31 protein-coding genes are annotated in these 25181 nt (G+C 57.8%); 14 read left to right on the forward strand and 17 right to left on the reverse strand.

Annotated elements, in window-relative coordinates; translation table 11 throughout:
* Positions 1 to 105 precede the first annotated feature (105 nt).
* On the forward strand, positions 106 to 918 hold the full coding sequence (gene map / locus ACR0A1_RS17350) for a type I methionyl aminopeptidase (RefSeq protein WP_170648828.1): 813 nt from the start codon (positions 106 to 108) through the stop codon (positions 916 to 918).
* On the opposite strand, the gene ACR0A1_RS17355 is transcribed toward map, so the two are convergent.
* From ACR0A1_RS17355 to ACR0A1_RS17370, 4 genes are read right to left on the reverse strand one after another with little or no spacing between them, the layout of a single operon-like run.
* On the reverse strand, positions 906 to 1085 hold the full coding sequence (locus ACR0A1_RS17355; protein WP_170648830.1) for a hypothetical protein: 180 nt from the start codon (positions 1083 to 1085) through the stop codon (positions 906 to 908). The two genes, map and ACR0A1_RS17355, sit on opposite strands and share 13 nt — an antisense overlap.
* A 25-nt stretch (positions 1086 to 1110) precedes the next feature.
* Positions 1111 to 1746: an HAD family hydrolase gene (locus ACR0A1_RS17360; protein WP_170408526.1), complete on the reverse strand. Its 636-nt coding sequence runs from the start codon at positions 1744 to 1746 to the stop codon at positions 1111 to 1113.
* Position 1747: 1 nt separating this feature from the next.
* Entirely contained in the window at positions 1748 to 2305 is a 558-nt protein-coding gene (gene rsmD, locus ACR0A1_RS17365; protein ID WP_170598338.1) for a 16S rRNA (guanine(966)-N(2))-methyltransferase RsmD, read from the reverse strand.
* Complete coding sequence (locus ACR0A1_RS17370; RefSeq protein ID WP_480868543.1) at positions 2302 to 3513, reverse strand: NAD(P)/FAD-dependent oxidoreductase; 1212 nt, start codon at positions 3511 to 3513, stop codon at positions 2302 to 2304. The genes rsmD and ACR0A1_RS17370 overlap by 4 nt, the downstream gene beginning before the upstream one ends.
* Positions 3514 to 3612: 99 nt before the next feature.
* Here ACR0A1_RS17370 and ACR0A1_RS17375 point away from each other — a divergent pair, with 99 nt between their 5' ends.
* The 4 genes from ACR0A1_RS17375 to ACR0A1_RS17390 all read left to right on the forward strand — a co-directional run bounded on the left by ACR0A1_RS17375 (position 3613) and on the right by ACR0A1_RS17390 (position 5143).
* A complete protein-coding gene (locus tag ACR0A1_RS17375; RefSeq protein ID WP_170408529.1) occupies positions 3613 to 4098 on the forward strand; it encodes a peroxiredoxin family protein in 486 nt (161 codons plus the stop codon).
* A gap of 103 nt (positions 4099 to 4201) precedes the next feature.
* Complete coding sequence (locus tag ACR0A1_RS17380; RefSeq protein ID WP_170466621.1) at positions 4202 to 4447, forward strand: glycine zipper 2TM domain-containing protein; 246 nt, start codon at positions 4202 to 4204, stop codon at positions 4445 to 4447.
* Between the two features lie 11 nt (positions 4448 to 4458).
* Complete coding sequence (locus ACR0A1_RS17385; RefSeq protein ID WP_170394805.1) at positions 4459 to 4806, forward strand: EF-hand domain-containing protein; 348 nt, start codon at positions 4459 to 4461, stop codon at positions 4804 to 4806.
* A 28-nt stretch (positions 4807 to 4834) separates the two neighbouring features.
* Entirely contained in the window at positions 4835 to 5143 is a 309-nt protein-coding gene (locus ACR0A1_RS17390; protein WP_170408530.1) for a hypothetical protein, read from the forward strand.
* Here ACR0A1_RS17390 and ACR0A1_RS17395 read toward each other — a convergent pair.
* From ACR0A1_RS17395 to ACR0A1_RS17410, 4 genes are read right to left on the reverse strand one after another with little or no spacing between them, the layout of a single operon-like run.
* The gene (locus ACR0A1_RS17395; RefSeq protein ID WP_170394812.1) at positions 5126 to 5431 is read right to left on the reverse strand and encodes a 4a-hydroxytetrahydrobiopterin dehydratase; all 306 of its coding nucleotides are present in this window, start codon (positions 5429 to 5431) and stop codon (positions 5126 to 5128) included. The two genes, ACR0A1_RS17390 and ACR0A1_RS17395, sit on opposite strands and share 18 nt — an antisense overlap.
* Positions 5428 to 6615, reverse strand: a complete 1188-nt coding sequence (locus ACR0A1_RS17400; protein ID WP_480760978.1) for a GNAT family N-acetyltransferase — start codon at positions 6613 to 6615, stop codon at positions 5428 to 5430. The genes ACR0A1_RS17395 and ACR0A1_RS17400 overlap by 4 nt, the downstream gene beginning before the upstream one ends.
* 45 nt (positions 6616 to 6660) lie before the next feature.
* Positions 6661 to 7431 carry a glycerophosphodiester phosphodiesterase family protein gene (locus tag ACR0A1_RS17405; RefSeq protein ID WP_170819191.1) on the reverse strand — a complete coding sequence of 257 codons (771 nt, stop codon included), beginning with the start codon at positions 7429 to 7431 and terminating at the stop codon, positions 6661 to 6663.
* Complete coding sequence (locus ACR0A1_RS17410; RefSeq protein ID WP_170636567.1) at positions 7428 to 7883, reverse strand: RidA family protein; 456 nt, start codon at positions 7881 to 7883, stop codon at positions 7428 to 7430. Before ACR0A1_RS17410 ends, ACR0A1_RS17405 begins: the two co-directional genes overlap by 4 nt.
* Before the next feature lie 297 nt (positions 7884 to 8180).
* Here ACR0A1_RS17410 and ACR0A1_RS17415 point away from each other — a divergent pair, with 297 nt between their 5' ends.
* Positions 8181 to 8996: an MlaA family lipoprotein gene (locus tag ACR0A1_RS17415; protein ID WP_170408533.1), complete on the forward strand. Its 816-nt coding sequence runs from the start codon at positions 8181 to 8183 to the stop codon at positions 8994 to 8996.
* On the forward strand, positions 8986 to 9594 hold the full coding sequence (locus ACR0A1_RS17420) for an MlaC/ttg2D family ABC transporter substrate-binding protein (RefSeq protein ID WP_170408534.1): 609 nt from the start codon (positions 8986 to 8988) through the stop codon (positions 9592 to 9594). The genes ACR0A1_RS17415 and ACR0A1_RS17420 overlap by 11 nt, the downstream gene beginning before the upstream one ends.
* 59 nt (positions 9595 to 9653) lie before the next feature.
* On the opposite strand, the gene ACR0A1_RS17425 is transcribed toward ACR0A1_RS17420, so the two are convergent.
* The 5 genes from ACR0A1_RS17425 to ACR0A1_RS17445 form a co-directional block, all read right to left on the reverse strand.
* The gene (locus ACR0A1_RS17425) at positions 9654 to 10463 is read right to left on the reverse strand and encodes a methyltransferase domain-containing protein (protein ID WP_480568843.1); all 810 of its coding nucleotides are present in this window, start codon (positions 10461 to 10463) and stop codon (positions 9654 to 9656) included.
* Between the two features lie 106 nt (positions 10464 to 10569).
* A complete protein-coding gene (locus tag ACR0A1_RS17430; protein WP_480868548.1) occupies positions 10570 to 11667 on the reverse strand; it encodes an ABC transporter ATP-binding protein in 1098 nt (365 codons plus the stop codon).
* Between the two features lie 5 nt (positions 11668 to 11672).
* Positions 11673 to 12572, reverse strand: coding sequence for a carbohydrate ABC transporter permease (locus ACR0A1_RS17435; protein WP_170408537.1), 900 nt, complete (start codon positions 12570 to 12572; stop codon positions 11673 to 11675).
* Positions 12565 to 13437: a carbohydrate ABC transporter permease gene (locus ACR0A1_RS17440; protein WP_039543053.1), complete on the reverse strand. Its 873-nt coding sequence runs from the start codon at positions 13435 to 13437 to the stop codon at positions 12565 to 12567. Before ACR0A1_RS17440 ends, ACR0A1_RS17435 begins: the two co-directional genes overlap by 8 nt.
* 57 nt (positions 13438 to 13494) lie before the next feature.
* The gene (locus ACR0A1_RS17445) at positions 13495 to 14739 is read right to left on the reverse strand and encodes an ABC transporter substrate-binding protein (protein WP_170514081.1); all 1245 of its coding nucleotides are present in this window, start codon (positions 14737 to 14739) and stop codon (positions 13495 to 13497) included.
* 217 nt (positions 14740 to 14956) lie between these two features.
* Between ACR0A1_RS17445 and ACR0A1_RS17450 the strand changes: the two genes are divergently transcribed.
* Positions 14957 to 15694 carry a response regulator transcription factor gene (locus ACR0A1_RS17450; protein ID WP_170408540.1) on the forward strand — a complete coding sequence of 246 codons (738 nt, stop codon included), beginning with the start codon at positions 14957 to 14959 and terminating at the stop codon, positions 15692 to 15694.
* Positions 15691 to 17133 (forward strand): sensor histidine kinase, encoded by a 1443-nt coding sequence (locus ACR0A1_RS17455; protein WP_170598324.1) that lies wholly within the window; start codon positions 15691 to 15693, stop codon positions 17131 to 17133. Before ACR0A1_RS17450 ends, ACR0A1_RS17455 begins: the two co-directional genes overlap by 4 nt.
* On the opposite strand, the gene fliP is transcribed toward ACR0A1_RS17455, so the two are convergent.
* Genes fliP through fliF form a run of 4 tightly spaced genes read right to left on the reverse strand, consistent with a single transcriptional unit; the run spans position 17134 to position 20324 of the window.
* Positions 17134 to 17862 carry a flagellar type III secretion system pore protein FliP gene (fliP, locus tag ACR0A1_RS17460; RefSeq protein WP_480868552.1) on the reverse strand — a complete coding sequence of 243 codons (729 nt, stop codon included), beginning with the start codon at positions 17860 to 17862 and terminating at the stop codon, positions 17134 to 17136.
* Complete coding sequence (locus ACR0A1_RS17465; protein WP_480868554.1) at positions 17859 to 18146, reverse strand: FliM/FliN family flagellar motor switch protein; 288 nt, start codon at positions 18144 to 18146, stop codon at positions 17859 to 17861. Before ACR0A1_RS17465 ends, fliP begins: the two co-directional genes overlap by 4 nt.
* On the reverse strand, positions 18139 to 18735 hold the full coding sequence (locus ACR0A1_RS17470; protein WP_170802617.1) for an ABC transporter ATP-binding protein: 597 nt from the start codon (positions 18733 to 18735) through the stop codon (positions 18139 to 18141). Before ACR0A1_RS17470 ends, ACR0A1_RS17465 begins: the two co-directional genes overlap by 8 nt.
* Positions 18735 to 20324 carry a flagellar basal-body MS-ring/collar protein FliF gene (gene fliF / locus ACR0A1_RS17475; RefSeq protein ID WP_480868556.1) on the reverse strand — a complete coding sequence of 530 codons (1590 nt, stop codon included), beginning with the start codon at positions 20322 to 20324 and terminating at the stop codon, positions 18735 to 18737. The genes ACR0A1_RS17470 and fliF overlap by 1 nt, the downstream gene beginning before the upstream one ends.
* Before the next feature lie 119 nt (positions 20325 to 20443).
* Between fliF and ACR0A1_RS17480 the strand changes: the two genes are divergently transcribed.
* From ACR0A1_RS17480 to ACR0A1_RS17500, 5 genes are read left to right on the forward strand one after another with little or no spacing between them, the layout of a single operon-like run.
* Complete coding sequence (locus tag ACR0A1_RS17480; RefSeq protein WP_480868558.1) at positions 20444 to 20941, forward strand: flagellar basal body-associated FliL family protein; 498 nt, start codon at positions 20444 to 20446, stop codon at positions 20939 to 20941.
* 9 nt (positions 20942 to 20950) lie between these two features.
* A complete protein-coding gene (locus ACR0A1_RS17485; protein ID WP_480868560.1) occupies positions 20951 to 21463 on the forward strand; it encodes a hypothetical protein in 513 nt (170 codons plus the stop codon).
* Positions 21460 to 22053 (forward strand): MotE family protein, encoded by a 594-nt coding sequence (locus tag ACR0A1_RS17490; protein WP_480868562.1) that lies wholly within the window; start codon positions 21460 to 21462, stop codon positions 22051 to 22053. The genes ACR0A1_RS17485 and ACR0A1_RS17490 overlap by 4 nt, the downstream gene beginning before the upstream one ends.
* A 46-nt stretch (positions 22054 to 22099) precedes the next feature.
* Entirely contained in the window at positions 22100 to 22969 is an 870-nt protein-coding gene (motA, locus tag ACR0A1_RS17495; protein ID WP_480868564.1) for a flagellar motor stator protein MotA, read from the forward strand.
* Positions 22966 to 25113, forward strand: coding sequence for a hypothetical protein (locus ACR0A1_RS17500; RefSeq protein ID WP_480868566.1), 2148 nt, complete (start codon positions 22966 to 22968; stop codon positions 25111 to 25113). Before motA ends, ACR0A1_RS17500 begins: the two co-directional genes overlap by 4 nt.
* The last annotated feature ends 68 nt before the right edge of the window (positions 25114 to 25181 follow it).

Here is a 25181-nt window from a genome sequence, read left to right on the forward strand (position 1 = left end):
TTCTTTGATAGACCCTATTTACTAGTTGAAAACCGAGCCCTCTGGTACTTTCTGCACAAGCAGCGTAAAAGAAGTGCTGCGTGAAATATTTGGAGTCCCGCACCGATGAAAGAACATCGTGGCCGTCTGACCAAAGACGGTATCCGCATCTATGAACAGAATGACTTTGCCGGCATGCATGCGGCAGGGGCGCTGGCTGCGCGGATATTGGATGACATTGCTGAACATGTTTTTGTCGGCCAGACCACCGGTGCGATTGACGGGCTGATCACTCAGATGGTCGAGGATGCAGGTGCGGAATCGGCAACCATTGGCTACAAGGGTTATCAGCACGCCAGCTGCATCAGCGTGAACCACGTGGTGTGTCACGGCATTCCGGGTGACAAAAAGCTGAAGGATGGCGACATTCTGAATATCGACGTGACCGTCATCGTTGATGGCTGGTTCGGTGATACGTCGCGCATGTATGTGGCGGGTAAATTGCCGCGCAAGGCCGAACGGCTGATTCAGGTGACCCACGACGCACTGTTCAAAGGTATCGAGATGGTCAAGCCGGGCAATACCTTCGGCGATATCGGCCACGCCATTCAGGCCTATGTCGAGGCGCATCGGATGAGCGTTGTACGCGATTTCTGCGGCCACGGTCTGGGCCGGGTGTTCCACGCGCCACCAAATGTCCTGCACTATGGTCGTCCGGGTACCGGAGCTGTGTTGGAAGAGGGCATGTTCTTTACCATCGAGCCGATGGTCAATCTGGGGCGTCCTGAAACCAAGACACTGTCCGATGACTGGACTGCCGTGACCCGCGACAAATCGCTGTCGGCGCAGTTCGAGCACTCGGTCGGTGTGACCGCAGATGGGGTTGAGATTTTCACCTTGTCACCGGGCGGCAAATATCACCCGACCTATTCGTCCTGATCGGTCGCCTGATCGCGTAATAGCTTCAGCAGCAAGGTTTCATCCCGCCACGGGATGACCGCGTCGTGAATGAACACCGGCGCGCGCATCGGTTTGGGCGGAGGCCCTGTTGTGGTGTCGGCGTCTTTCGAAAAAGCCCAGATCGGAGGTGTGATAGCGCGGTCCATGGACCAAGCATAACACGTTTATGGCTCAAAGTCCCAAAAGCTTGGGCGCATGTAACATGTCGGAGAACACTTCGGCCCCTAGTTCTTCCAATCGCGCACCATCATCATGGGCCGCATAGCCCAGGCAGCGCATATTGGCGCGCATTGCTGCGGTGACACCGTTTTCGCTGTCTTCGATCACAACCGGCACCGTTGCGCCGAAATGCTGTGCAGCGGTCAGGAACAGGGTCGGGTCGGGCTTACCCGTTCCAAGCACCTGCGCCGAAAACATCACATCTTGAAAACGCTCCCAAAGACCATTCTGGCCCAAAGTGATCTTCATTTTCTCAGGCCGCCCATTTGAGGCGACACAGTAGGGAATGTCGCTTGCATCCAGTTGCGCCAGCAATTCACGGATACCCGCGACCAGAGGCGTGCCTGCTTTCAGCGTCTCGTAGATTTCCGCATAGATTTGATCAGTCCAGTCATCCGGCAGATCAGCCCCCAGCTCGCGCGCCTTGTCGCGCACACCGGTCATGGTGCCGCCGACAAACAGGGACATGCATTCGGCTAAGGACAAGTGCAGACCATGGCCAGCGAGATTGTCGACCATGACCTGATTGGACAAAACCTCGCTATCGACCAGAACGCCGTCGCAATCAAAGATAACCAGATCGTGCATCTCAGCCCCCTGTGCGCCACATCAGCGAGATATGCGTGTCGCCATATTTCCGCGCGTCGTGCAGCGTGAAGCCCTCGGGCGCGAGCATGGGGGTGCTTTCTTCCCAGACGATCAGAGCGTCATCAGACAGCCAACCACCTTGGGTAGCCGCGGCCAGTGCCCTTTGACCCAGAGCTTTTCCGTAAGGCGGATCCAGAAAAACCAGATCACAGACAGCGCCCGGGTTTTCGCCCAAACGGGTCGCATCCCGCCGGATCAAAGTGGTCTGGCTGGCGCTTCCGGTCAGGGCGATATTCTTGCGGATCAGACCCTGCGCGACCCTCCCATCATCGACAAACGTGACGTGGGACGCGCCTCGAGACAGCGCTTCAAGTCCCAATGCACCGGTGCCCGCAAACAGGTCGAGAACCTGCAAGCCGTCGAAGTCGATCTGATGATTCAAAACGTTGAACAGGCTTTCCCTTACCCGGTCAGTGGTCGGGCGAAGATGCGCACCGGCATCGCCTTTGCCAACCGAAGTCAGAGCTCGGCCTCGGAAGTCTCCGGCGATGATCCTCACGCTTTGAGCAGCGGTTTCAGGTCCGCTTCTGGGTCGGCAACAACAGCCGGATCAGCGGTCTTGCCCGCATCAATCAGGCGTTTGCCGACCATATAAGCGCGCGGGTCATTCATCGCGTCGACCGCAATCAGCTGATCGCGCTTGTAGTACCAGAAGGACACCGTCGCGCCCTCACCCTTGCGAGTCACCACACGGTCATAGCCGGTATTCAGCCCGGCGATCTGCAGCTTGACGTCATACTGATCGGACCAGAACCATGGCGTTGCAGTGTAATCCTTAGCTGCGCCCAGCATGTTCTGGGCCACGATTTCGGCCTGATCAATGGCGTTCGGCACGCTTTCCAGGCGGATACGGCCTTCGCCATGCGGGAACGACGCGCAATCGCCCGCCGCCCAGATCGACGGATCTGAGGTGCGGCCATGGGCGTCGGTCTTGATGCCGTTATCCAACTCTAACCCGGCCATTTCGGCCAGTTGAGTCGACGGCGCGATGCCGACGCCGACGACAACAAAATCCACCTCAAGTTGGGTGCCATCGGTCAGGACGGCGCCCGTCACCTTGCCACTTTCACCAACCAGACGATCCAACCCGACGCCCTCACGAATGTCGGCCCCGTATTCGGTGTGCAGCGTGCGAAAGTAGTCGCTTGTCTCTTTGGCCGCGACACGCTGAAGGATGCGGTCGGCCATCTCGACCAAGGTCACCCTGACCCCGCGCTTGGCACAAACGGCGGCGGCTTCAAGCCCAATATAGCCGCCACCAACGATCAGCGCGCGGGCGCCATCCGATACCCGAGGTTCCATCTCGTCGATATGGGCGAGATCTCGCACCACATGGACACCCTCAAGATCGCCCCCGATCGCTGAGGGCAGGCGGCGTGGGTCGGACCCAGTGGTCAGCGCCAGTTCATCATAGGTGATCACCTCATCGCCGAGGATCACCGTCTTGGCCTTTGGATCAATCGCCGTCACACGTTGACCCAACCGTAGGGTGATGTTGTTTTCGGCATAGAAGCTCTCGGGCCGCAGGAACAGGCGCTCCAGCTCCATCTCGCCCAGCAGATAGGCCTTGGACAAGGGCGGGCGTTGGTAGGGCAAATGCGGCTCGGCTCCGATCAGGGTGATGTCACCTTCGAACCCGTCCTTGCGCAGCCGTGCTACCAAAGAAGCACCGGCCTGCCCTGCCCCGATCACGACAATATGGCTCATGTTTCGCTCACCCTGCAGAATTCACGTGGTTACTTTGTTTCGACCACCTATATTGCGGCAAAGCCCGACTCTGCAAATCCAAATGACAGGAGCGTAAAAATGATTGCAACAGGTGACATGCTGCCCGAGGCCACGCTGATCCAGATGGGTGCCGAAGGCCCCGAGGAGGTTCGGATTTCAGACAAGACCAAAGGGCGCAAGGTTGTGATCTTCGCTGTACCCGGTGCGTTCACCGGAACCTGCACAACCGCTCATGTACCAAGCTTCATGCGGACCAAGGACCAGTTCGATGCCAAGGGTGTAGAAGAAATCATCTGTATCTCGGTCAACGACCCTTTCGTGATGGGCGCCTGGGGAGAAAGCACCGGTGCAACAGCGGCCGGGCTGACCATGCTGGCCGATGCAGCGTCCGAGTTTACCAAGGCCATCGGCATGGATTTCGACGCCCCGCCCGTAGGCCTGATTGCACGCTCCAAACGCTATGCAATGCTGGTTGAAGACGGCAAGGTTGTGGCGATGAATCTGGAAGAAAACCCCGGTGTCTGTGAGGTCTCGGCTGGTGAAGGCCTGCTTGATAGTATCTGATCCCTGTCGGCCCCGGTTTGACCGGGGCCACGTGAAACGCATTTAACTTGATGCAACGCCCCGATGCGCCAATACTTGGCCCATACAACTGGGGAGTTCATTGATGCGACTGAAATTTCTTACATTGTTTCTTGGCACCGCCGGGGCCCTGGCGGCGTGCGGACCTGCACCCACACCCCAACAACAGGCTGCGCGACAGCACGAGATCGCCTGCCTGAGTGGTACCATAGGCGGCGCCCTGATCGGTGGAGTGATCGGCAATCAATTTGGCGGTGGTTCAGGCAAGACCATCCTGACGGCGGCGGGCGCCGCTGCGGGTGGCGTGTCTGGCGAACGTTACGCGTGCTGAGGAGATTTGAGATGAAACGAGTATTGATTATCACCACCGCATTCCTGATGGCTGCTGCTGCAAACGCCGAGACTGTCGCAGAACTGCACGAGGCCGAGTTGAATAACATCGACACCAACAATGACGGCTTCCTGTCCAAGGACGAATTCAACGCCTTCTCGGACTATGCATTTCAGGCAATGGACGAAGACAAGAACGGCACTCTGGGCCTGAGCGAAGCAAAACCGTTCTTGGATATCAAACAGTTCGAAGCCGTTGACCGGGATGGCGACAGTCTTATCTCAAAGGCAGAGTATGTCAGCCAGATGCAGAACGATTTTGACGCTGCGGATAAGGATGGCAACGGTCTCTTAGATTAAACGCCAACTTGGTTGGCAGGAGCGTGTCATGAATAAATGGATCTGCCTCGGTAGCCTGGTGGCTTTGGCCGCATGTGACGTACAGCAATCCCCGGTGATCAGCGGCCCTGATGGTCAGGTGCAGATTCAGATCAATACCAGCGGTCTGACCTGTTATGAAAATCGGTGTCTCGACATCAATCCGGCGGCCCGCAGCGTGCGGTCCGTCGGCACCCGTACGATCAGAATTCCGGGCAATATCAATGTCAGCGACGGCACGATCACTCCGGCAGAATTCAAGCAGCTGGGAACGGCAACATTGCTGGCCGGTGGGACGGGTTCACGCGGAGACCGTTAGCAGGCTGTCCATCTTACGCGCCAGCTTGGCGTCTTGTGCAGACAGACCGCCAACATCATGGGTCGACAGGACCACCTCTACCGTGCGGTATACATTCGACCATTCGGGGTGGTGGTTCCATTTCTCGGCCCAGATCGCCACCTGCGTCATCCAGCCAAAGGCGGCGACAAAATTATCGAAGATGAAGGTCTTGGTGATCGCATCGCGGTCTTCGACCATGGTCCAGCCATTTCTGAACAGCGGGTCCAGCAGCGGGCCGCGGGTCTCGGTTGACAGAAGTTCGGTCATTGCTGTTCCTCCGGGTTCGATTTCCTGAACGGGCCATAATCCGTCAGAATCTCGATCTCTTCTCCCACTGCGTGGGACTCGGCGTCCAGATATTTCTGAACCGCATCAGCAAAACCCGGATCGCCAACCCAGTGCAAGCTATGCGTGCGGGTTGGCAGATAGCCGCGCGCCAGCTTGTGCTCGCCCTGCGCACCGGCCTCAACCCGCGCCAGACCTTCCGCAATGGCAAAGTCGATCGCCCTATAATAGCACAGTTCGAAATGTAGACATGGGTGATGTTCGACACAGCCCCAATACCGGCCATACAGCGTTTCCCGCCCGACAAAATTTAACGCACCGGCGACGGGGTATCCATTGCGTTCGGCCAGCACCAAGGCGATGTCATCCGTCATGGTTTCCTGAGCGATATCAAAGAATTGTCGCGTCAGGTAGGGCGAGCCCCATTTTCGCGCGCCGGTATCCTGATAGAACCGCCAGAATGCGTCCCAATGCTCGGGTCGCAGATCATCGCCGGTGATTGTTCGAATCTGCCCACCGAAATCACAGGCCTGCGTGCGTTCCTTCTTGATATTCTTGCGTTTGCGCGAGGACAGCGCAGCCAGAAACTCGTCAAAATCGGCGTAATCATCATTGAGCCAGTGAAACTGCTGCGAGTGGCGGACCATCAGGCCCATCTGCTCACCTGCCAGCGCTTCGGCCTCGGTGCAGAAAGTAGCGTGCAGCGAGGAAATTCGATTCTCGGCGGCCAGTTGCACCGCTCCTTGCACCAGCGCCGAGATCCCGACAGCATCGTAGCCGGGTCGCACCAAAAAACGCCTGCCAGTCGCGGGTGTGAAGGGCACCGCGATCTGCAGCTTGGGATAATATCGCCCGCCCGCGCTTTCATAGGCATGAGCCCAGCTATGGTCGAAGATGTATTCACCCTGGGAGTGCGACTTGGCAAACATCGGGGCTGCCGCAATCAGCATCCCGTCCAGATAGGCTGTCAGGTATTGCGGCTGCCAGCCAGTACCACGCCCGACCGAGCCGCTTTCTTCCAGGGCATGCAAAAACCGATGTGTCGTGAACGGATCAAGCGGTCGCCCGCCATCGGCAACCTCAGGGCAGGCGCAACTGTCCCAGTCGCTCGCGGAAATCTGCGAGACCGATGTCAGAACCCGAACCTCAATCTGTGCCTGATCCATATCCCCTCCGCGCTGCACCTTTATCTGTGATCGCGCGCGCCGGGATCAAGCGGGATGTTCGGCCAGATAGCCTTCGAACGTAACATTATCGGCAACCTTGCGTGCCTCTGCTTCTTGTTCAAGCGAACGCACGGTCCAGCACAGGATCGGCACACCCTGTGCCTTCAACTCAGCGACCCGGGGGCGGTCAAGATCGATGACTTCATGGCTGATAAAGCTGGCTCCAACGCGGTCGAAATCCGGGATGTTGCGCAGATGATCGCAGACGGCTTGCGGCAGAAGCTCGACCTTGGGCTCGTAAGAGCTGGTAACGAGACCGCGCGGCAAATGTGGCGCAAGGCGTGCAATCTCTGCGACTGAATGCGGGTTGAACGACATCAGCGCGACCGGGCCTTCATAGTCTTTCAGTGCGCTTACAACATCTGCTTCCAAAGCACCGACATCGGGGCCCATTGCACCATCTTGATCCTTCAACTCGATGAGCAAGGGCACCCGTCCCGCAACAAGGCCCAGTACCTCTTCCAGCGAGGGGATACCTTCACCGTCAGAATGCAGAAGCGTCTGGGCCCGCGCTTGTGTTTCGGTGATCTGTTGGATCGGTCCGGGCTGCCCAGTCAGACGGGTCATGTCATAGTCGTGAAACACCATGGCCCGATTGTCACGGGTGCGTTGCAGATCAATCTCGACCCCATAACCGGCGTCTATTGCGGCACGAATGGCGGCCCGGCTATTCTCGGGCCGCTGATCAGAAATGTCATGCAGCGCGCGATGTGCTATCGGGCGCTGCAGGAACTCAGACGGAAGGGACGGTTTCATTGAACCTCGAAAATACCCTCGATTTCGACGGCAACACCCAAAGGCAATGAGGCTGCGCTGACGGCCGAGCGCGAATGACGACCGGCATCGCCCAGCGCTTCGACCAGGAAGTCGGAGGCCCCGTTGATCACCTTCGGCTGTTCTGTGAAATCAGCGGTCGAGTTTACAAAACCGGTCAGCTTGATCACGCGCACCAGCTTGTCGATATCGCCACCACAAGCCGCTTTGACCTGAGCCAACAGGTTGATGGCGCAGACTTTGGCTGCAGCGGCGCCTGCCTCAACATCCATATCATCACCGAGCTTACCAGTGATCAGATCATCCGCCTTGGAGATCTGGCCCGACACGTAGACAATTTTGCCGATGCGCACGAAAGGAACGTAGTTCGCTGCCGGAGCAGGTGCGTCCGACAGGCTGATACCCAGGCTGTCCAGTTTTGCTGCGATGCTCATGTGGATTATCCTCATCTCATAGTGATTCCGCGCGGACGCTAACCGGGAAAACCTGTTTCCGAAAGCGTGAAAGCGGGATTTTTCCCATTGCCTGCAAACTGGGCAGGTCTTCTCTTATTCAGGAAGTGTTGAATTCGTGTCACTTTACGTCGCCCCATCGGCTGAGGTAAACGCGAGTTGTTGTTTCAAATCCTGCGCGAAACCTCTATGTGAGACCAATTGCGCCACCAAGGGTGCAAAGGCTGTATTGATTGAAGGCCCGGATACCGCTGGGCAATTTTCGGAGTAACGAAGACAGTGCCAAGTTACATTCGTCTGAAGCACCTGATCATATTCGGCATCCTGACGGTCCTATCGGCATGCGCGACGCAGCCTCAGGACGCAGCGGCGCGGGGTGAGATTTTTGACCCCTATGAAGGGACCAACCGGGGCATTCACAAGTTCAATCTGGGTGTGGACCGATTCCTGTTCCGACCGGCCTCGAAAGGCTATGTGAAGATCGTACCAGATCCGATGGTTACCAGTTTCAATCACTTTGCCGAAAACCTGACGATGCCCGGGCAGGCGCTCGACTATCTGCTGCAAGGCAATCTGAAACAGTCCGGCAATGCGCTGCTGCGCTTTCTGATCAACTCGACCGTGGGCGGCTTTGGCCTGTCAGCCCCGGCCGATGAGCTGAACCTGCCGCCTGTTGATACTGATTTCGGCGAAACCCTGCATGTCTGGGGCGTGGGCGAAGGTGCTTATGTGGAACTGCCCTTCTACGGCCCGTCCACCGCGCGCGATGCGGTCGGCGTTGTGGTCAACCTGTTCTCGAATCCGATCAACTTTAGCCCGACCCGCCCGGTCGACAATATTGGTGTCTATGCCGAGGTCGTGCGGCGGATGGGAGATCGCGGTCGATTCTCGGATACAGTTGATTCGATTCTGTACGAAAGTGCAGACAGTTACGCGCAAGCGCGCACGATCTACCTGCAAAATCGCCGCTTTGAACTGGCAAGGGATGATGAAGACGCCTATCTGGGTCTGTATGACGATCCCTACGCCACCACCGGGACCGACCCTGTCAGAGACCCCTATCTTGACCCGTACGAGGACCCCTATGCCGAATAACCTGTTGAACCGACGCCGTTTTGTGGCCACCGCCCTGACCGGGATGACAGTTGCCGCATTGCCTCTGCCCGCGTTCGCACTGACCGAAGCGCAGGCCAAACAGCTGGTCAACAGCGTTGTGGCCGATATCACGCGTATCATTGACTCGGGTAAATCCGAAAACGCCATGCTGCGTGATTTTCAGAAGATTTTTGTGCAATACGGTGATGTGCCGATCATGGCCCGCTATGCGCTGGGGGCGGATGCACGTACAGCCTCATCCGCACAGCTGCGTCAGTTCACCAAAGCGTTCGAAGGCTATATTTCGCGCAAATATGGTCGCCGGTTCCGCGAGTTCATCGGCGGTGAGGTCACCGTGCGTAACGCGCGCAAGATCAAGACCGGATACGAGGTCAGAACCTCGGTCAAATTGCGCGGCTCATCCCCGTTCGAAGTGACATTCCTGGTGTCCGACAAATCGGGCCGTGGCAAGTTCTACAACATGTTCATCGAAGGTGTGAATTTGTTGCTGACCGAGCGCACAGAGATTGGCGCAATGCTGGATGCGCGCGGCGGCGACCTGAACCGCCTGATCAAGGATCTGAAAAAGACTGGCTGATCAGAGGTATTACCCTACGCCGGCCACCGCTCGACCCGTTCGCGCGGTGGCTTTTTTGTTCAGGTTGCAGGCTTGCGCGCGATCTGGCTGACATAAGACATGTAGCCAAAAAACGTGTTTGCAGACACACGCGCCCGGGCCTCGGATTTCAGCGCCTGTGCCGTTTCAGGCGCCAACAACCCGGTCTCGGCCATTCGATCCGCACCACGGTCGATAACGGTCAGAAAGTAAGTCGCCTCTCCTTCGGCTACATAACCGTGTCCCCTGCGACGGCCCAGCTCAAAACCTGCCTGAGAGAGTACACCGCCAATCTGGCGCATGATCCAGAGGTTTGTGACGTTCTGATTGATCATGAACCGTATGAGTTGATCCAGAGGATCAAAATCGGCAATCTGCGCTGTGGCGGTATCGTAGTCCCCATCGCAAATCGCGAATATCCCGCCCGGTTTCAGTATCCGAAAGGCCTCGGAAACCACATCGTCGGGGCCGGGTACATGGCACAACAGTGTATGCGCCAGAACAAGGTCTGCTGAGCTATCTTCAAGCCTGGTTGCCTTTGCATCGCCGGTTTCAAAAACAAGATTGCTCTCGCTGGCGAAGCTGTTTCTCGCACGTTTGACCATAACCGGTGAGGGCTCAATGCCGAGCGCGCGCTCCACCCCGCCGACAGAAAGCAGCTCTTGCGTGATGTGCCCGGTGCCTGAACCCAGCTCAACCGCGAACCCGCCCTCAGGGACAATCAAATCACTTAGATAGCTATCCCTGATCTCTTTCTGCGCTGGCTCCAGACACCGCGCTTCCATAGCTTCGGCGATACGCTCCTGAACCGAGATTTCCTGCCCGGCCAGATCAGAATACGGATCGGACATAGCGCGCCTCCCTTCGCTATGTCCCAGGATAGCACACTCAAATTAACCGGCCAAAACCGACAGGCGTTGCCGTGGCCCACACCAAGGCGGCGCGGGCCATCCGGCGCTAGTTCAGCCGTTCACCGGTTTCCTTGGCGAAATACGACACCTTGCTCATATCAAAGGCCAGGTTCAGCATCTGACCGGCCTGCGCGCTGGTTTCCGCGTGCAGCCGTGCCGTGACCTGCTTGCCACCCAGTTCCGAGACCACATAGGTATCGGCCCCGGCAGGTTCGACCATATCGACCATGCAGGCGGCCTCTTGCACACCTGCGCCAGCGCGGAAACCGGCCTCGGCGATATCTTCCGGGCGTAGGCCAAGGATCACATCCTGCGGCAACGACAGGTCGCGTGCATCGCTCAGAACCAGCGTTTCACCGGATTCGCGAGCGATCGAGATCTGCGTTCCCGAGCCATTGTTCGACGCCTGTGCCGGGATCAGATTCATCGCCGGAGAGCCCATGAAATCCGCCACAAACAGGTTGGCCGGGTTGTTGTAGATCTCAGCCGGAGTACCGATCTGCTGTACGACTCCGCCTTTCAGGACCACGATCTTGGTGGCCAGCGTCATCGCTTCGATTTGGTCGTGAGTGACATAAACAATGGAGGCGTCCAGTGTCTGGTGCAGCTTCTTGATCTCGGTCCGCATCTCGACCCGCAGCTTGGCGTCAAGGTTCGACAGCGGTTCATCGAACAGGAACAGCTTGGGATCGCGCACCAGCGCCCGGCCCATCGCCACCCGCTGACGCTGACCACCCGACAGTTGGCTGGGGCGGCGGTTCAGCAATGGCTCGATCTGCAGCAAGGAGGCGACGTCTTTCAGCTTGGCTTCCTGCGTGGCCTGATCGACCCCGCGCACTTTCATGCCGAAGGTGATGTTCTTGGCCACCGACATGGTCGGGTACAAAGCGTAAGACTGGAACACCATCGCGATGTCGCGATCCTTGGGGCTGACATGGGTCATGTCGTTGCCGCCGATGGACAATGTGCCACCGGTGATCTCTTCCAGTCCCGCAATGCAGTTCAGCAGCGTAGACTTACCGCAGCCCGAGGGGCCGACAAGCACCAGGAAATCGCCCGGTTCAATCGAGATGTTGATGTCTTTCAGAATCTCGGTCGCGCCGTAATTCTTGTAGAGTTTGTTGATATCAAGGATGGGAGCCATGGGTCTTATCCCTTCACTGAGCCAGCGGTCAGGCCGCGGATGAAATACTTACCGGCAACGACATAGACGAGCAGCGTCGGCAGCCCCGCGATGATCGCGGCGGCCATGTCGACGTTGTATTCTTTGACGCCGGTGGTGGAATTTACGATGTTGTTGAGCGCAACAGTCACAGGCTGTGTCCCTGCCTGGCTGAACGACACGCCAAACAGGAAGTCGTTCCAGATCTGCGTGAACTGCCAGATCACAGTCACCACGATGATGGGCAGCGACAGCGGCAAGAAGATCGACCAGAAAATCCGCATGAACCCAGCCCCATCAACCCGCGCCGCTTTGGTCAGCTCGGCCGGAATGGTGACATAGTAGTTGCGGAAGAACAGCGTGGTGAAGCCCAGCCCGTAGATCACATGGACAAAGATCAGGCCCGGAATGGTACCCGCAATCCCCATCATACCCAGCAGACGTGCCATTGGCAGCAGAACAACTTGGAACGGGATGAAGCAACCGAACAGCATCAGCGAGAAGATGATATTGGCCCCTTTGAACCGCCATTGCGCCACGACATAGCCGTTCAGCGCACCCAACAGGGTCGACAAAAATACCGCAGGCACCGCGATCAGAACCGAGTTCCAGAAATAGGGTCGCAAACCTTCACACTGGATACCGGTACAAGCGCCGGACCATGCGGTTTTCCAGGCGTCAAAGCTGACCTCTCGCGGCAGCGAAATCAGGCTGCCGGTGCGGATTTCCTCAAGGCTTTTCAATGATGTCGTCAACATCACGAAGAGCGGCATTAGATAATACAGTGCAAACAGGCCAAGCAGGACATAAAGCAACCAACGCAGGGCAATCTTGCCCGTAGCGCTTTGGGTGCGGGTTTGTGTTTGGGGCATCGACAGATCAGTCATTTTTCGCCCTCAGCTCTGAGTAAAGATAGGGAACCACGATGGCAAAGACGACCAGCATCATGATCATCGCGGACGAGGCTGCTTGACCAATATCGCCGCGCGAAAACGCCATGGCGTACATGTAAGTAGCGGGCAGATCGGTTGCGTAGCCCGGACCGCCACCAGTCAGGGCGATGACAAGGTCGAAGCTTTTGATTGCGAGGTGCGCCAGCACGATGAAAGCAGACAGGAAAATCGGGGCCATCGAAGGGATGATGATCGCCGTATAGATGCGCCAAGTGGGGATACCATCGACCTGTGCGGCCTTGATGATCTCGCCATCGACCGAACGTAAACCGGCCAAAAACAACGCCATGACGAAGCCGGAACTCTGCCAGATCGCGGCGATCACGATAGTGTAGATCGCATAGTCAGGGTTCACCAGCCAGTCGAATTCGAAATTCGGAAAGCCCCACCCCTGCACCATGGATTCGATGCCCAGGCCTGGGTTCAAAATCCACTTCCACGCCGTACCGGTCACGATCATCGACAACGCCATCGGGTACAAGTAGATCGTCCGGATCGCGCCTTCGACGCGGATCTTCTGATCCAGCAGGATGGCCAGCAACAGGCCCAGTACCATCGCGATCACGATGAACAGCGCGCCAAAGATATACAGGTTGTTGATCGCCGTATCCCAGCGGGGTGAGTCGAACAGGCGTTCATACTGAATGAAGCCTTTGATCTCGTATTTCGGCAGTAGTTTCGATCGGGTTAGCGACACCCATGCGGTCCATCCGATAAATCCGTAGACAAAGATCAATACGGCGATGAACGACGGTGCCAGCACCACCTTGGGCAGGTGGTTTTCCAGCCATTCGGACATTTTAGCCTCCGGGGAAAGATGCTCTGCCCCTCACTATAGGGGGCAGAGCGTATTGGATCAGTAGCTGTTTGCTACCGCGTCCGCCAGTTGCTGAACCGCGTCAGCCGAGGACATATCCGAGTTGAAATGTGCAGTTACAACATCCGTAATCGCACCGGCCTGCGACCCGCGCAGCGCCATGCCATGGGCATAAGACGGCAGCAGCGAACCACCTGCCGAGGTCGAACCCATATCTTCGGCCGAGATTTGCGCGCAGATGTCGAACGCATCCAGCGCCACATCAGTCCGCGCAGGGATCGAGCCCTTGTTCAGGTTGAACACTTCCTGGAACTTCGGCGCGACGATCAGCTTGGCCAGCAATTCCTGACCAGCGCGGTTGTCGTCACCTTCCACTTCGAACATGGCGAAGCTGTCGACGTTGTACAGATATCCGTCGCCGGGGGTCGAGGCACACAGGAAGTCTTCGCCGGGCTTCTTGCCAGCCGCCAGGAATTCGCCCTTGGCCCAGTCACCCATGATTTGGAAGGCTGCTTCGCCATTCATAACCATAGCGGTGGCAAGGTTCCAGTCGCGGCCTGAGAAGTTTTCGTCCACATAACCGCGCAGGGTGCGCATCTGATCAAAGACCTGAACCATGGTGTCCGAGGTCAGCGCCTCGGGGTCGAGATCGACAAAGGCTTTTTGATAGAATTCGGGGCCACCCAGACCCAGCGCAACCGCTTCGAACACTGTGGCGTCTTGCCATGCCTGGCCACCATGGGCCAACGGGATCACTCCGGCAGCCTGCAGTTTTTCGGCAGCGGCGTTGAACTCTTCCCATGTTGTGGGCATTTCAATGTCGTTGGCGGCCAGAACGTCAGCATTGGCCCAAATCCAGTCGATGCGGTGCACGTTCACAGGTGCTGCACACCACGTACCTTCGCACATCATGTGGCCTGCAATCGATGCTGGCAGCACATCGGCCCAGCCTTCGGCTTCTGCCACGGATGAAATGTCTGCCAAAACGCCCTCTTCATACCATTCCTGAATGGCAGGTCCTTTCAGCTGAACAGCAGTCGGCGCGTTACCCGCAAGAACCCGGGCCCGCAGCGCAGTCATGGCCGCATCGCCGCCGCCACCTGCGACCGGCATATCGGTCCATGTGCCGCCGTTCGAGGCGAACTCTTCCTGCAGAACCGCGACCGATTTCGCCTCACCACCGGATGTCCACCAGTGCAGAACTTCGGCCTTTGGTTCAGCCACAACAGCCGACCCGGCCACTACGGCCAAGGTCGACACGGTGGCAAATGCAAAACGCTTCATTTTTTGTTCTCCTCCCTGAGAATTCGGTGCCACCCCAAGGGCGGCCATAGGTGATATAGCGCTAACGGAATGCCGCATGGCAACGCAGAATGCGATGCAATATCCTGACAAGGTGGAAATTTTCACCGCTTTTGTTACCCCGTGTTACGTTGGCCTTGAATCCGTTTCCATTCGTTACAATTGGCGGCGACGGAGAACCCTGAGGAGGAGAAACAGAGTGGGCATTCCCCGGCTCCTGGTGGTGGATGACGATTCGGAAATGCGGTCGATGATGACCCAGTTCTTTCAGCAGAACGGGTATATTGCTCTGCCTGCCAGTTCCGAAAGTGAAATACGCACGCATCTAACCTCGGGGCGGATCGACCTGATCCTGTTGGACGTGATGCTGGGCGATGAAAACGGCGTCGAGATCTGTGCCCGGTTGCGGGCCGAACAGGATGTACCGATCATTCTGGTCTCGGCCCTGTCGGCGGATCATCAGCGCATGGCAGGATATGAGGTTGGAGCAGACGATTACATCGCCAAACCATTCAACCCGCAACTGTTGCTGGCCCGCGTCCGTGCGGTGATGCAACGCGCCCGACGTACGCCTTCGCTGGCATACCGCCGCCGCACGCGCACCTTTCACTTTGACGGCTGGGTCTTTGACGGCAAACGGGACGAGGTGCATTCGCCCGAAGGCTATCTGGTTTCCCTGTCCCAACGGGAGACCGCCCTGTTGAAGGTTTTGCTGGCGAACCCGCATATTCCGCTGACCCGTGATGAGATCGCCGCCGCACTGGATGTAACCGGTGAGGCCGACAAGCCTGAGGCGCAAGGCCGTGCCATAGATATGCTGGTGGGGCGGTTGCGGTCGAAAATCGAGGCCAACCCGAAAGACCCCCAGATGCTGCGCACCGAGCGCGGTGTTGGCTATCTGTTTACCGCTGACGTTATGGTGGATGAGGACGCATGACCCTGCGCCTGCGCAGTATTGGGTGGCTCTGGACCCTGTCCGCCTTTGTCGCGGGGCTGGTGGCTGCCGGGATGTGGTTCACCTCGGCACAGGCTTGGAACCGGTATCAGACCGCAGCATTTGTTGCCGGTTTCACCATATACGAAGACTTGCGAACGGGGATGGCGCCGCCACCCGGCCTATTGATCAACCCATTGCCAACCGAGGCAGCCGCGCTTGCTGATAGGGGAGCGTTCCAGCAAATGCCCGGCTTTGCGGATCGCCGCTTTGTCACCAATCTGTCGATTCTGACCGACAGTTCAGCCCCCCTGAGTGGCCGCGAATTGACGCTTGCGGTGTTATCGGATCGACTGGTCTATCCGGTTTCAGACATCGTATCTGGCAGCGATCAGACCGGCCCCGAGAAGATGGGGAACCTGACCCGTCTGTTGGCCACATATTGCAGCGAACCTATCCTGATCGCGCAATTCGGGCGCGGAGTCTGGCAGCAAGTCGACGGCACCGAAATCTGGGGCTGTAAGGCTGCGCCGGTTGATCTGCGTTTGCCCGCGATATTGCTGGGAATTGTGTCCTTGGCGGTGCTTCTGACCTCGGTCGGGAATGTTTCTGACAGTTTCGCACGTTTCGCTCAGGCACTAGGCGACCGCCGACGTCGCGGCGGGCCGCAAAGCTATGACGCGGACGGGCCCGAAGAGCTGCGCGATATCGTGACTGCGGTGAATGATCACCTGGATGCCGAACGTGCGCAGCTTGAGAAACGCGCCATTGTACTGTCGGGCGTCAGCCACGATCTGGGGACACCTGCAACCCGCGTCCGGCTGCGTGCGGCGCTGATTCCCGATGGCGAGTTGCGCGAAAAGCTCGAGGCCGACGTGGACCAGATGACCGGCATGATAGAAAGCGTGCTTACTTACACGCGATCGGAACTCAGCGTCGAGGAACCGCGCCAGATATCGTTGACCTCGCTGGTTGAATCGCTTGTGGCCGATTATCAGGATATGGACCGGCCAGTGTCGTTGAAAGCCGTTGATCCCGTTGTCGTCGAAAGCGCGTCGTCTGTTTTCATGTCACGCCGTGGGCATGCGTCGCTGCCGGAAACGCGGCGCATCCTGGTGACGGGTCAGCCCATCGCATTGAAACGAGCGTTGTCCAATCTGATCGACAATGCCCTGAAATACGGTCGTCACGCCGAGGTTGAACTGGAAACTGATGCTCAGACCGCCACGATCATCGTCGAAGACAAGGGCACCGACCTATCGGTCGCGGATATCGAGGCGCTACTGGCACCGTTCCAGCGCGGATCAAACATCGGATCTTCGGATGGGTTCGGATTGGGCCTGACAATTGTCAGCACCGTTGCCGAACAACACGGCGGAACGCTGAGTTTCGAGGCCGGAGATCAGGGCCTGCGCGCGCGCCTGCAGATCACCCGGCAATAGTCATGGCACGTAGCTGCGCACCAAGGCGCTGGCGATCAAGGCCCAGCCATCAGCGATGACGAAAAACGCCAATTTGAACGGCAGCGAGACCGTAGCCGGGGGCACCATCATCATTCCCATCGACATCAAAACCGCTGCGACAACGAGATCGATTATCAGGAAAGGCAGGAAAATCAGGAACCCGATCTGAAAGGCCCGCGCGATTTCCGACAACATGAAGGACGGCATCAGCACGGATAACGGGGCCTCGGGCGATAGTTGGATCGCAGCATCATCTGGGCGCAGGTCTGCCATGGCCTGAAACGTGTCGGCATCAATACGCGCTGCCATAAAACTGCGAAACGGCACCAGCGCGCGTTCCAGCGCAGGCTCTACGTCAAGCGTTTCCTCGACCATCGGTTGAATCCCGGTCTCCCACGCCTCGGTAAAAACCGGCTCCATGACGAAATAGGTCAGAAACAGCGCCAGACTGACGATCAACATGTTTGGCGGTGACTGCTGCAAGCCGATTCCTTGCCGCAGGATCGCCAAAACCGTGATCAAAAACGGGAAACAGGTGATCATGATCGCCAGTCCCGGTGCCAGGCTGAGCACCGTGATCAGCAAAATCAACTGAATGGTCCGGGCCGAGATCGACCCACCCTCGCCCAGGGACAGCGACAGTTCTTGCGCCGCGCCACCGGAGGGTATGACCAGCAAAGGCGCCAGCCAAAACAGGTGGCGCATCATCCGATCCCGTTATGCAGATCCGAGATTTCGGTCAGCCGTACAGCCAGTTGCCCGGACTGGTCGCCCTCCATCTCTTCCAACAGACCGCGCGCTACCAATTGGTCCCCAACATAGAGGTCAACCGGATCCTCGATCCGCTTGTCCAGTGTCAGTACGGCATTTTCACCCATGCTCAACAGGTCACGGATCAAAGGCCGCGCACGCCCGACCGAGACGGTGACTTCGATCGGAACAGTCTCGAACGGGTTGGGTTTTTCGGGTTTCGGTAGTTGAGGATCACTCATTTGACAAAGCCTCTTTTGCTTCAAACAGATATGCGTCGAACGCTGCAGCAATGGATGAGAGCAAGGCAGCGCAGTCCACCTCGCGTTGGGCGATCCCCACCTGCAATCGCGCCTGTCCCGGCTGGAGCGAGACATCCTCGATAACCTGGGGACGCGGCGAGATATCCTGCGGCAGCATCGCCTCGACCTGATCCGAAGTGCCCGCCGGAACAGTCAGCTGCAGTGGCTGGCCGACCTGCTCACGCGCCATGTCGCAAAGCTGCTCGGTCAATCGCTTCGCAAAGCCATGCTCGATCGTCTCAGGCAGAATAGTCTGAACCAGGCTGTGGAACATCGGTTCCAGCGACAGGGTCATGCGGGTCAATGCTTCTTGATAGGTAAAGGACAGGTCGGATAACGTCGCCGACAGATCGGAGCTTAGCTGTGTGCCAGTCTGTTCCTGCGCCTGAACCGCATCTTCCCAGCCCGCCCCATAGCCTTGTTCAAATGCAGCAAGCCGCTGTTCTTCCAGTGCGTCTTCATCCAGTAGATGTACGGCCACCCCAGCCGCAGGGGCGGTGAAGTCTTCAAGAAGATGAGCGATCGACATCACACCTTCTCCTCGCCTTCTTCAAGCCAGCTGCGCAGGATCTCTACCGTCTCTTCCTGCTTGTCGCCGATCATGGCGCGCAAACGGTCGACAGGATCTTCCCCTCGCGCAGCGGCAATCGCCGGAACATTCGGCTGCGCCGCATCCGCGAGCGGTGCAAAGTCCGGCGCATCTGCGGTCGCAATTTCCCCGGTCAGGGAATGCGCTGGGGCGACCTCGACCGGTGCACCTGCTGGCAGCAGCGCCGATGCCGCAGATTTCGTCAGAATTGGCCGTATGACAAACAGACCCAAAACAAGGGAAACCAGCGCCAAAACCACCATCTGGATTAGCGACATAGCGTCGATGTGCATGTTCTGCCAGATCGACCCGGACACCAACTCGCCCTGGGGTTCAACCATGGGCAAGTCGAGCGATTTCAGTGTGATGACGTCGCCGCGTTCAGCATCAAACCCGACCGCAGAAGCCACAAGCTCTTGCAGTGCATCAAGCTCGGGCTGCGGCATGGGTTCAAAAATCTCGACGCCATCTGTACCTGCCGCTCGAACACCATTGACCAGCACCGCGACAGTCAGACGTTTGATCGCACCTGGCGCGCGATGAACTTCCAACTCGGTCTCTGACACCTCATAATTCACCCGTTCGCGGGTCTGAGTGGCATTTGAATTGGATTCATCGCCTCCGGCCCCGTCGCCATCCGGCAAATTCGACGCCACTGTCACATCCGCCGACTGATTACGCGCACTGTCCGACCGTTCTTCAACATCCGTGCTGATCGCAACACGGCCTTTGGGGTCAAAGCGACGTTCCCGGATAGACTCGGTTTCGGTCACCGTATCTACGCTGACCTCAACCACCGCGTTGCCGGCCCCGACCCGGGCTTCGACCAGACGTAGAACTTTCTCACGCAATTGGCGCGCCTTATCATCTGCAGTATCGGCTGCCACCGCCGTGTCCTGCGCGCCAATCACGGCCCCATTTGAATCAATCACAGTGACGTTTTCCGGTGCCAGCCCGCTAACCGCCGACGCCACTAAAAACCGGATCGCCTTTGCCTGATCTCCGTTAATCGGTGCACCCGACGGGACCAGATAAACCGAAGCGGTTGGCGCTATGCTGCGCTGAAACGGGTTGGAGGAGCTGTTGGCGATGTGCACCCGGGCCTTGCTGACATGCGGGCTGCCCACAATCGTGCGCGCCAGCTCTCCTTCTTTTGCGCGCCAATAGGCGGCATCAAACATCTGCGACGTAGTGCCAAAGCCGCTGAGCGAATCCAGCAGTTCGTAACCGCGATTGCCGTTCGCAGGCAGGCCCTCGCTGGCCAAAGTCATCCGCAACTCATCCCGCTGAACGCCGGGGACGTAGATCGAGCCACCCCTTATTTCATAGTTCACACCACGCTGGTCCAGCGCCCGCACGATATCCCCGGCTGCACCGCTTTCGAGCCCCGCATAAAGCAGCGTCATCGACGGCGCTGTCACAATCCGTGACATCGCAAGCACACCCAGAAACACCAGTGCCACGGCACCGGCCACGATAATTTGTTTGCGCCTGTCCAAACTTGCCCAGACAGTTCCGATCTGCTGCACGCTTACCTCCGACTCACCGACATTCTGTGCGGCTCTGCCCTTGTTTGGACGATTGCCCTTAACAATCGGTTAGTCCCTGAGGGGTTATGACGGTTGCCGAACAGATTCATGAGGACGGCATGACCGACGCAACTGCAGATGAGGCGGAAACCCCTAAAAAATCAGGGAAAAAAGGCCTTCTGCTTGGACTGATTCTGGCTATCGCGGGCGGTGTTGGTGGCTATTTCATAACTGCATCCGGCCTGCTTCCCATAGGTGGGTCCGAGATGGTGAAAGAGGCCAAAAAGAAAGGCGAAGACGCTTCCGTAAAGGCACTTCCCGATGTGAAATTTGTCGATCTTCCGCCGGTGATCATCTCGGTCAAGTCAGATGATTCGCGACATTTGAAATTTCACGCGCAGCTTGAAGTGAACGCGGGCTACGCCGCCGAGGTTGAAAAGATGCAGCCGCGAATCATGGACGTTCTGAACAGCTATTTGCGCGCCCTTGAGTTAACCGATCTGGAAGATTCTCTGGCTTTGATGAGGATCCGCGGACACCTGCTACGACGCATTGGGATCGTCGTGGGCGAAGGCCGCGTGCGTGACGTTCTGGTCATGGAATTTGTACTGAATTAGGAGGCGATGGTGGAGTTGATTGCCGATATTCTGCTGGTTGCGGGCGCTCTTGGGGCTGGTCTGTATTGTTTCGTTCTGTCGCGACGCCTGAAGCGGTTTACCGATCTTGAGAAGGGTGTGGGTGGCGCCGTTTCTGTGCTGTCCTCGCAAGCAGAAGAGTTGCGAAAATCGCTGGATAGCGCGCGTCAGGCTTCGGATGATTCCGGCACCGCGTTGCAGACGCTGACCGAACGGGCAGAAACCGTCGCACAACGGTTGGAGCTTATGATGGCCTCGATGCACGATGTCGTTCAGGAAGAGCCCTCTGAGCAGGACGTTCCCATGGATCAGCCAGATGACGCACCTGCTGAGGACAGGTCTGAGCAGCCCGGCGAAGCACAAGAAACTGCATCCGATCCGTCTGGTGAACCAACTGAGGTCTCGACTGAGCCATCGGACACGCCACCAGAGCCGCCCGCAAAGAAACCAGAAGGCCTGATGTTTTTTCGGCACGCCGCTCCATCTGGCGGAGCAGCGAAATGAGTCGCAACCGGGCAAAAGCGCCTGATCGCCGAGCGCGCGGCGGTGTTCTGACCGTCATTTCCTTGCTGATGGTCGGCTCGGCGATTATTCGCATCGGGCTTGAGGCCGGGCCTGCACTTGCCCGCGGCGCGGAACCAATCATGGCCTCGCCCGTCGGTGGTGAACGCAAAGAGGCGAATGCGGCAGATCTACAATTGCTGCTTACGGAACTATTACGCCGTGAAAAGACTCTAAACCAGCGTGAAAGCACGATTTTGGACCGGGAACGGGCGCTCGACATTGCCGATCAGGCCATCGAAACCCGGCTCACCATGCTGGAGGACGCCGAGAACGCTCTGCGTGAAACGGTGGCGATTGCCGAAAAGGCCGCCGAAAACGATCTGACACAACTGACTGACGTGTATCAGCGCATGAAGCCCAAAGATGCCGCCGCGTTGTTCGAAACGATGGACGCGGTATTCGCCGCTGGCTTCCTGTCTCGCATGCCACCGGAAGCTGCCGCTGAAGTTATGGCCGGTCTCAGCCCCGAGGCTGCTTACACCATCAGTGTGATCATGGCCGGACGCAATGCACGTGCCCCACAGGAATGACCCTCATGGCCATATCTATCTGCACCCTCAACGCTGGAGACCTTTCATGATCGGGCTCATCGGAATTGCCGTCATCTTCGTCATGGTATTCGGCGGCTACCTTGCCGCAGGCGGCAAGATGGCCATCATTATGAAATCACTGCCCTTCGAGATGATGATGATCGGAGGGGCCGCAGTCGGCGCATTTCTGATCAGCAATGATATCGGCGGCGTAAAACACACCGCCAAGGATATCGCGAAAGTTTTTAAAGGACCCAAATGGAAGCCCGTGGATTATCGCGATCTGTTGTGCTTGTTATTCTCTCTGATCCGGATCGCACGCGCGAACCCGGTCGAGGTAGAGCAGCACATTGAAGAGCCAGGAAGCTCATCGCTATTTTCCGCATATCCCAAGATTCAAGCCGACAAAGAAGCGGTGGACCTGATCTGTGACACCATGCGCTCGGCGGCGATGAACTATGACGACCCGCACCAGGTTGAGGAGGTGCTGGAGAAGCGGATGGAGGCGAACTTCCACCATGCCATGCATTCAAGCCACGCGCTGCAAACCGTTGCTGACGGGTTGCCCGCCTTGGGGATCGTGGCCGCCGTTCTGGGTGTGATCAAGACGATGGGATCAATCGACCAACCACCGGAAGTTCTGGGTAAGCTGATCGGCGGCGCGTTGGTTGGGACGTTTCTGGGGGTTTTTCTGGCTTATGGATTGGTGGGTCCTTTCGCGGGCAAGCTGAAATCTGTTGTTGAAGAAGACAACCACTTTTACCAACTCATCAAAGAGGTTCTGGTGGCTAATCTTCACAACCACAACGCGGCCATGTGTATAGAGGTCGGCCGCCAGAACACACCGACCCACAACCGGCCCGGTTTCTCGGAACTTGAAGACGCGCTTAAGGAACTCAAGCAGGCTGCAGCATGATCCGCGCATTGTCATTGGTCTTGCTCGCATGGGGCACAAGCGCGTCAGCACAGGCTTTGACCGTGCGATCGGGCGAGCATGAGGGATACACGCGTCTGGTGGTACAGGTCCCCCCTGGCACCGGTTGGATGTTGGATCCGGTCGAGAACGGCGCGCGGCTGAGCATTGGCATCGATAATGCGACATTCAACACTGCAGCTGTCTTCGACCGCCTGTCGGGGAACCGTCTGCAATCGCTTCAACAGGCCGGGCCAGGTGCAGCGTTGGAGATGACGTTTGGGTGCGACTGCGTGGCAACGGCATTTCTGCATAGCCAAACTATGGTTGTCATAGATATCGCACCCGGCCAGGGTACACCTGCAAGTGACCCGGTAGAGCCAGAGGCACTTCTCAGGACTGCGAGTATCACGGCCCAAAAACCCTTACCTACTGATATTCCAGCCACCGAACTGGCCTTGCCTTTGCTGCAATTAAATCAACGAAATTTCGAGGAGCAGTTGGCATCACGTATATTGCAAAGCGCTGATCGAGAGGTTGTTGATCTTGAACTGGCAGGTGTCGGACGCAGGGAATCGTCCAGTTTTGGTCCGCTGCGATCTTCGGAAAAGCTGGTGCCAAATCTGCGACTGTCTTCGGTGCTCGATGAGGTTTCGGGGCTGGGCAATCTGGCAGTTCCTCAGATTGATAGCAAACCGGAATGTATCACGAACAGCGAACTGGGTTTTGAGACATGGTCGGGCGCTCGATCATTTTCCGAGGATGTGGCCGAATTGCGGGTCGGGCTATTTCAGGAATTCGATCGTGTCGACCAGGCTTATGCAATGGATTTGGCGAAGCTCTATACGTATTTCGGGTTCGGTGTAGAAGCGCACCAAGCCCTGTCTTTGTTGTCGGAGACCTCGGTTGAGCAGCGCAGATTAGCGGCCATCGCATCAGTGATGGACGGGTTGCCTGCACCGACGCCGAACCCTTTGGAAGGGCAGCAAAGATGTGATGGTGCCGCCGCACTCTGGGCGCTTTTGAGTGAGGGTAAACTTCAATCCGATGCGCATGTGAAAGCGATCGAACGCAGTTTTGGTCGGCTGCCGTGGCATCTCAGGCAACATCTCGGCCCGGATATCGCCGAGATGTTTGTCTCGGCAGGCCGGCTTGAAGCATCGCGCCGGATCTTGCGTGCGGTCGAACGGATCTTAGAGGACGAACCCGCTGATGTAACCTTTGCCCAAGCCAAAATCGCGGATGCTGCAGGGGATACCGATACCGCGGAAACGCTGTTGACCGAGGTCATATCGGCGCCCGATGCCGCGACCGATGCGCCGTTGGCACTTGCGCGGTTGATCGAAAAGCGGTGGTCGGACCGGGGTACGGTCTCGCCCCGCGACCTCGATTTAGCTGCAAGTTATGCGCGCGAGCTTCGGAAGTCCGAACTTGGCCCGATGTTGGCGCGTGCTCACGCTTTGGCGATGGCTTTGTCCCAGGATTTTACCGGAGCTCTTGCCGGTTTTGAGGATGTCTCAGATTCCGACGAATGGCAGAGGACACGAGATCAGGTGTTCCAATTGCTGGCGGAGCGGGCGGACGACATTACTTTCCTGCGCCATGTGATGGAATTGAAGGACAGGCGACGCAACGCGCTGGCGGTCGAAACTGCCGTCTCCATGGCAGAGCGATTGGCTGACCTTGGGTTTTCAGCGCAGGCTTACGCGCTGGCAAACCGACCGCAAGATCGGGAACGCAGCCGTGATCGTGCTCGGCTTCGGGCAAAGGCGGCTCTGTTGGGCAACCGTCCCCGTCAGGCGCTGCTGGAAATCGCGGACGATTCCTCGGACACCGCGCAAGAGTTGCGCGCCCAGGCCATGATGCAAACACAGGATTTCGATGCCGCCGCGCGCGCATTGCAGGCAGGCGGGAAGCACGAGATGGCCGATCGATACAACTGGTTGGCGGGCTCCGGCGGTGCGGATGAAGCGAGGTCAAACACCTTCACCGATTTGTCCCGCATCCGAACATCCCTGATCAAGCCGGTTGCGCGACAGCCGGACAAGCAATTGTCGGACGCCGCAATGCTAATACAGGACAGCACCATCGCACGCGCGCAGATCATTGAAATGCTTGAGACAGTGCGCACAATCGACCCGAACTGAACCTTGGATGTCTGTTCTTGCAGAGACAGTCGTAACTGCTTTGACCTGTAGGCTGATAGACGCCAAAA

This window comes from Ruegeria sp. D6, from assembly GCF_056534365.1.

What these genes read in the sequence shown, in the direction of transcription:
- map (WP_170648828.1), top strand. Translation starts at nt 106, where the DNA reads ATGAAAGAACATCGTGGCCGTCTGACCAAAGACGGTATCCGCATCTAT.
- ACR0A1_RS17355 (WP_170648830.1), bottom strand. Translation starts at nt 1,085, where the DNA reads ATGGACCGCGCTATCACACCTCCGATCTGGGCTTTTTCGAAAGACGCC.
- ACR0A1_RS17360 (WP_170408526.1), bottom strand. Translation starts at nt 1,746, where the DNA reads ATGCACGATCTGGTTATCTTTGATTGCGACGGCGTTCTGGTCGATAGC.
- ACR0A1_RS17370 (WP_480868543.1), bottom strand. Translation starts at nt 3,513, where the DNA reads ATGAGCCATATTGTCGTGATCGGGGCAGGGCAGGCCGGTGCTTCTTTG.
- ACR0A1_RS17375 (WP_170408529.1), top strand. Translation starts at nt 3,613, where the DNA reads ATGATTGCAACAGGTGACATGCTGCCCGAGGCCACGCTGATCCAGATG.
- ACR0A1_RS17380 (WP_170466621.1), top strand. Translation starts at nt 4,202, where the DNA reads ATGCGACTGAAATTTCTTACATTGTTTCTTGGCACCGCCGGGGCCCTG.
- ACR0A1_RS17385 (WP_170394805.1), top strand. Translation starts at nt 4,459, where the DNA reads ATGAAACGAGTATTGATTATCACCACCGCATTCCTGATGGCTGCTGCT.
- ACR0A1_RS17390 (WP_170408530.1), top strand. Translation starts at nt 4,835, where the DNA reads ATGAATAAATGGATCTGCCTCGGTAGCCTGGTGGCTTTGGCCGCATGT.
- ACR0A1_RS17395 (WP_170394812.1), bottom strand. Translation starts at nt 5,431, where the DNA reads ATGACCGAACTTCTGTCAACCGAGACCCGCGGCCCGCTGCTGGACCCG.
- ACR0A1_RS17400 (WP_480760978.1), bottom strand. Translation starts at nt 6,615, where the DNA reads ATGGATCAGGCACAGATTGAGGTTCGGGTTCTGACATCGGTCTCGCAG.
- ACR0A1_RS17405 (WP_170819191.1), bottom strand. Translation starts at nt 7,431, where the DNA reads ATGAAACCGTCCCTTCCGTCTGAGTTCCTGCAGCGCCCGATAGCACAT.
- ACR0A1_RS17410 (WP_170636567.1), bottom strand. Translation starts at nt 7,883, where the DNA reads ATGAGCATCGCAGCAAAACTGGACAGCCTGGGTATCAGCCTGTCGGAC.
- ACR0A1_RS17420 (WP_170408534.1), top strand. Translation starts at nt 8,986, where the DNA reads ATGCCGAATAACCTGTTGAACCGACGCCGTTTTGTGGCCACCGCCCTG.
- ACR0A1_RS17425 (WP_480568843.1), bottom strand. Translation starts at nt 10,463, where the DNA reads ATGTCCGATCCGTATTCTGATCTGGCCGGGCAGGAAATCTCGGTTCAG.
- ACR0A1_RS17430 (WP_480868548.1), bottom strand. Translation starts at nt 11,667, where the DNA reads ATGGCTCCCATCCTTGATATCAACAAACTCTACAAGAATTACGGCGCG.
- ACR0A1_RS17435 (WP_170408537.1), bottom strand. Translation starts at nt 12,572, where the DNA reads ATGACTGATCTGTCGATGCCCCAAACACAAACCCGCACCCAAAGCGCT.
- ACR0A1_RS17440 (WP_039543053.1), bottom strand. Translation starts at nt 13,437, where the DNA reads ATGTCCGAATGGCTGGAAAACCACCTGCCCAAGGTGGTGCTGGCACCG.
- ACR0A1_RS17445 (WP_170514081.1), bottom strand. Translation starts at nt 14,739, where the DNA reads ATGAAGCGTTTTGCATTTGCCACCGTGTCGACCTTGGCCGTAGTGGCC.
- ACR0A1_RS17455 (WP_170598324.1), top strand. Translation starts at nt 15,691, where the DNA reads ATGACCCTGCGCCTGCGCAGTATTGGGTGGCTCTGGACCCTGTCCGCC.
- fliP (WP_480868552.1), bottom strand. Translation starts at nt 17,862, where the DNA reads ATGATGCGCCACCTGTTTTGGCTGGCGCCTTTGCTGGTCATACCCTCC.
- ACR0A1_RS17465 (WP_480868554.1), bottom strand. Translation starts at nt 18,146, where the DNA reads ATGAGTGATCCTCAACTACCGAAACCCGAAAAACCCAACCCGTTCGAG.
- ACR0A1_RS17470 (WP_170802617.1), bottom strand. Translation starts at nt 18,735, where the DNA reads ATGTCGATCGCTCATCTTCTTGAAGACTTCACCGCCCCTGCGGCTGGG.
- ACR0A1_RS17480 (WP_480868558.1), top strand. Translation starts at nt 20,444, where the DNA reads ATGACCGACGCAACTGCAGATGAGGCGGAAACCCCTAAAAAATCAGGG.
- ACR0A1_RS17490 (WP_480868562.1), top strand. Translation starts at nt 21,460, where the DNA reads ATGAGTCGCAACCGGGCAAAAGCGCCTGATCGCCGAGCGCGCGGCGGT.
- motA (WP_480868564.1), top strand. Translation starts at nt 22,100, where the DNA reads ATGATCGGGCTCATCGGAATTGCCGTCATCTTCGTCATGGTATTCGGC.
- ACR0A1_RS17500 (WP_480868566.1), top strand. Translation starts at nt 22,966, where the DNA reads ATGATCCGCGCATTGTCATTGGTCTTGCTCGCATGGGGCACAAGCGCG.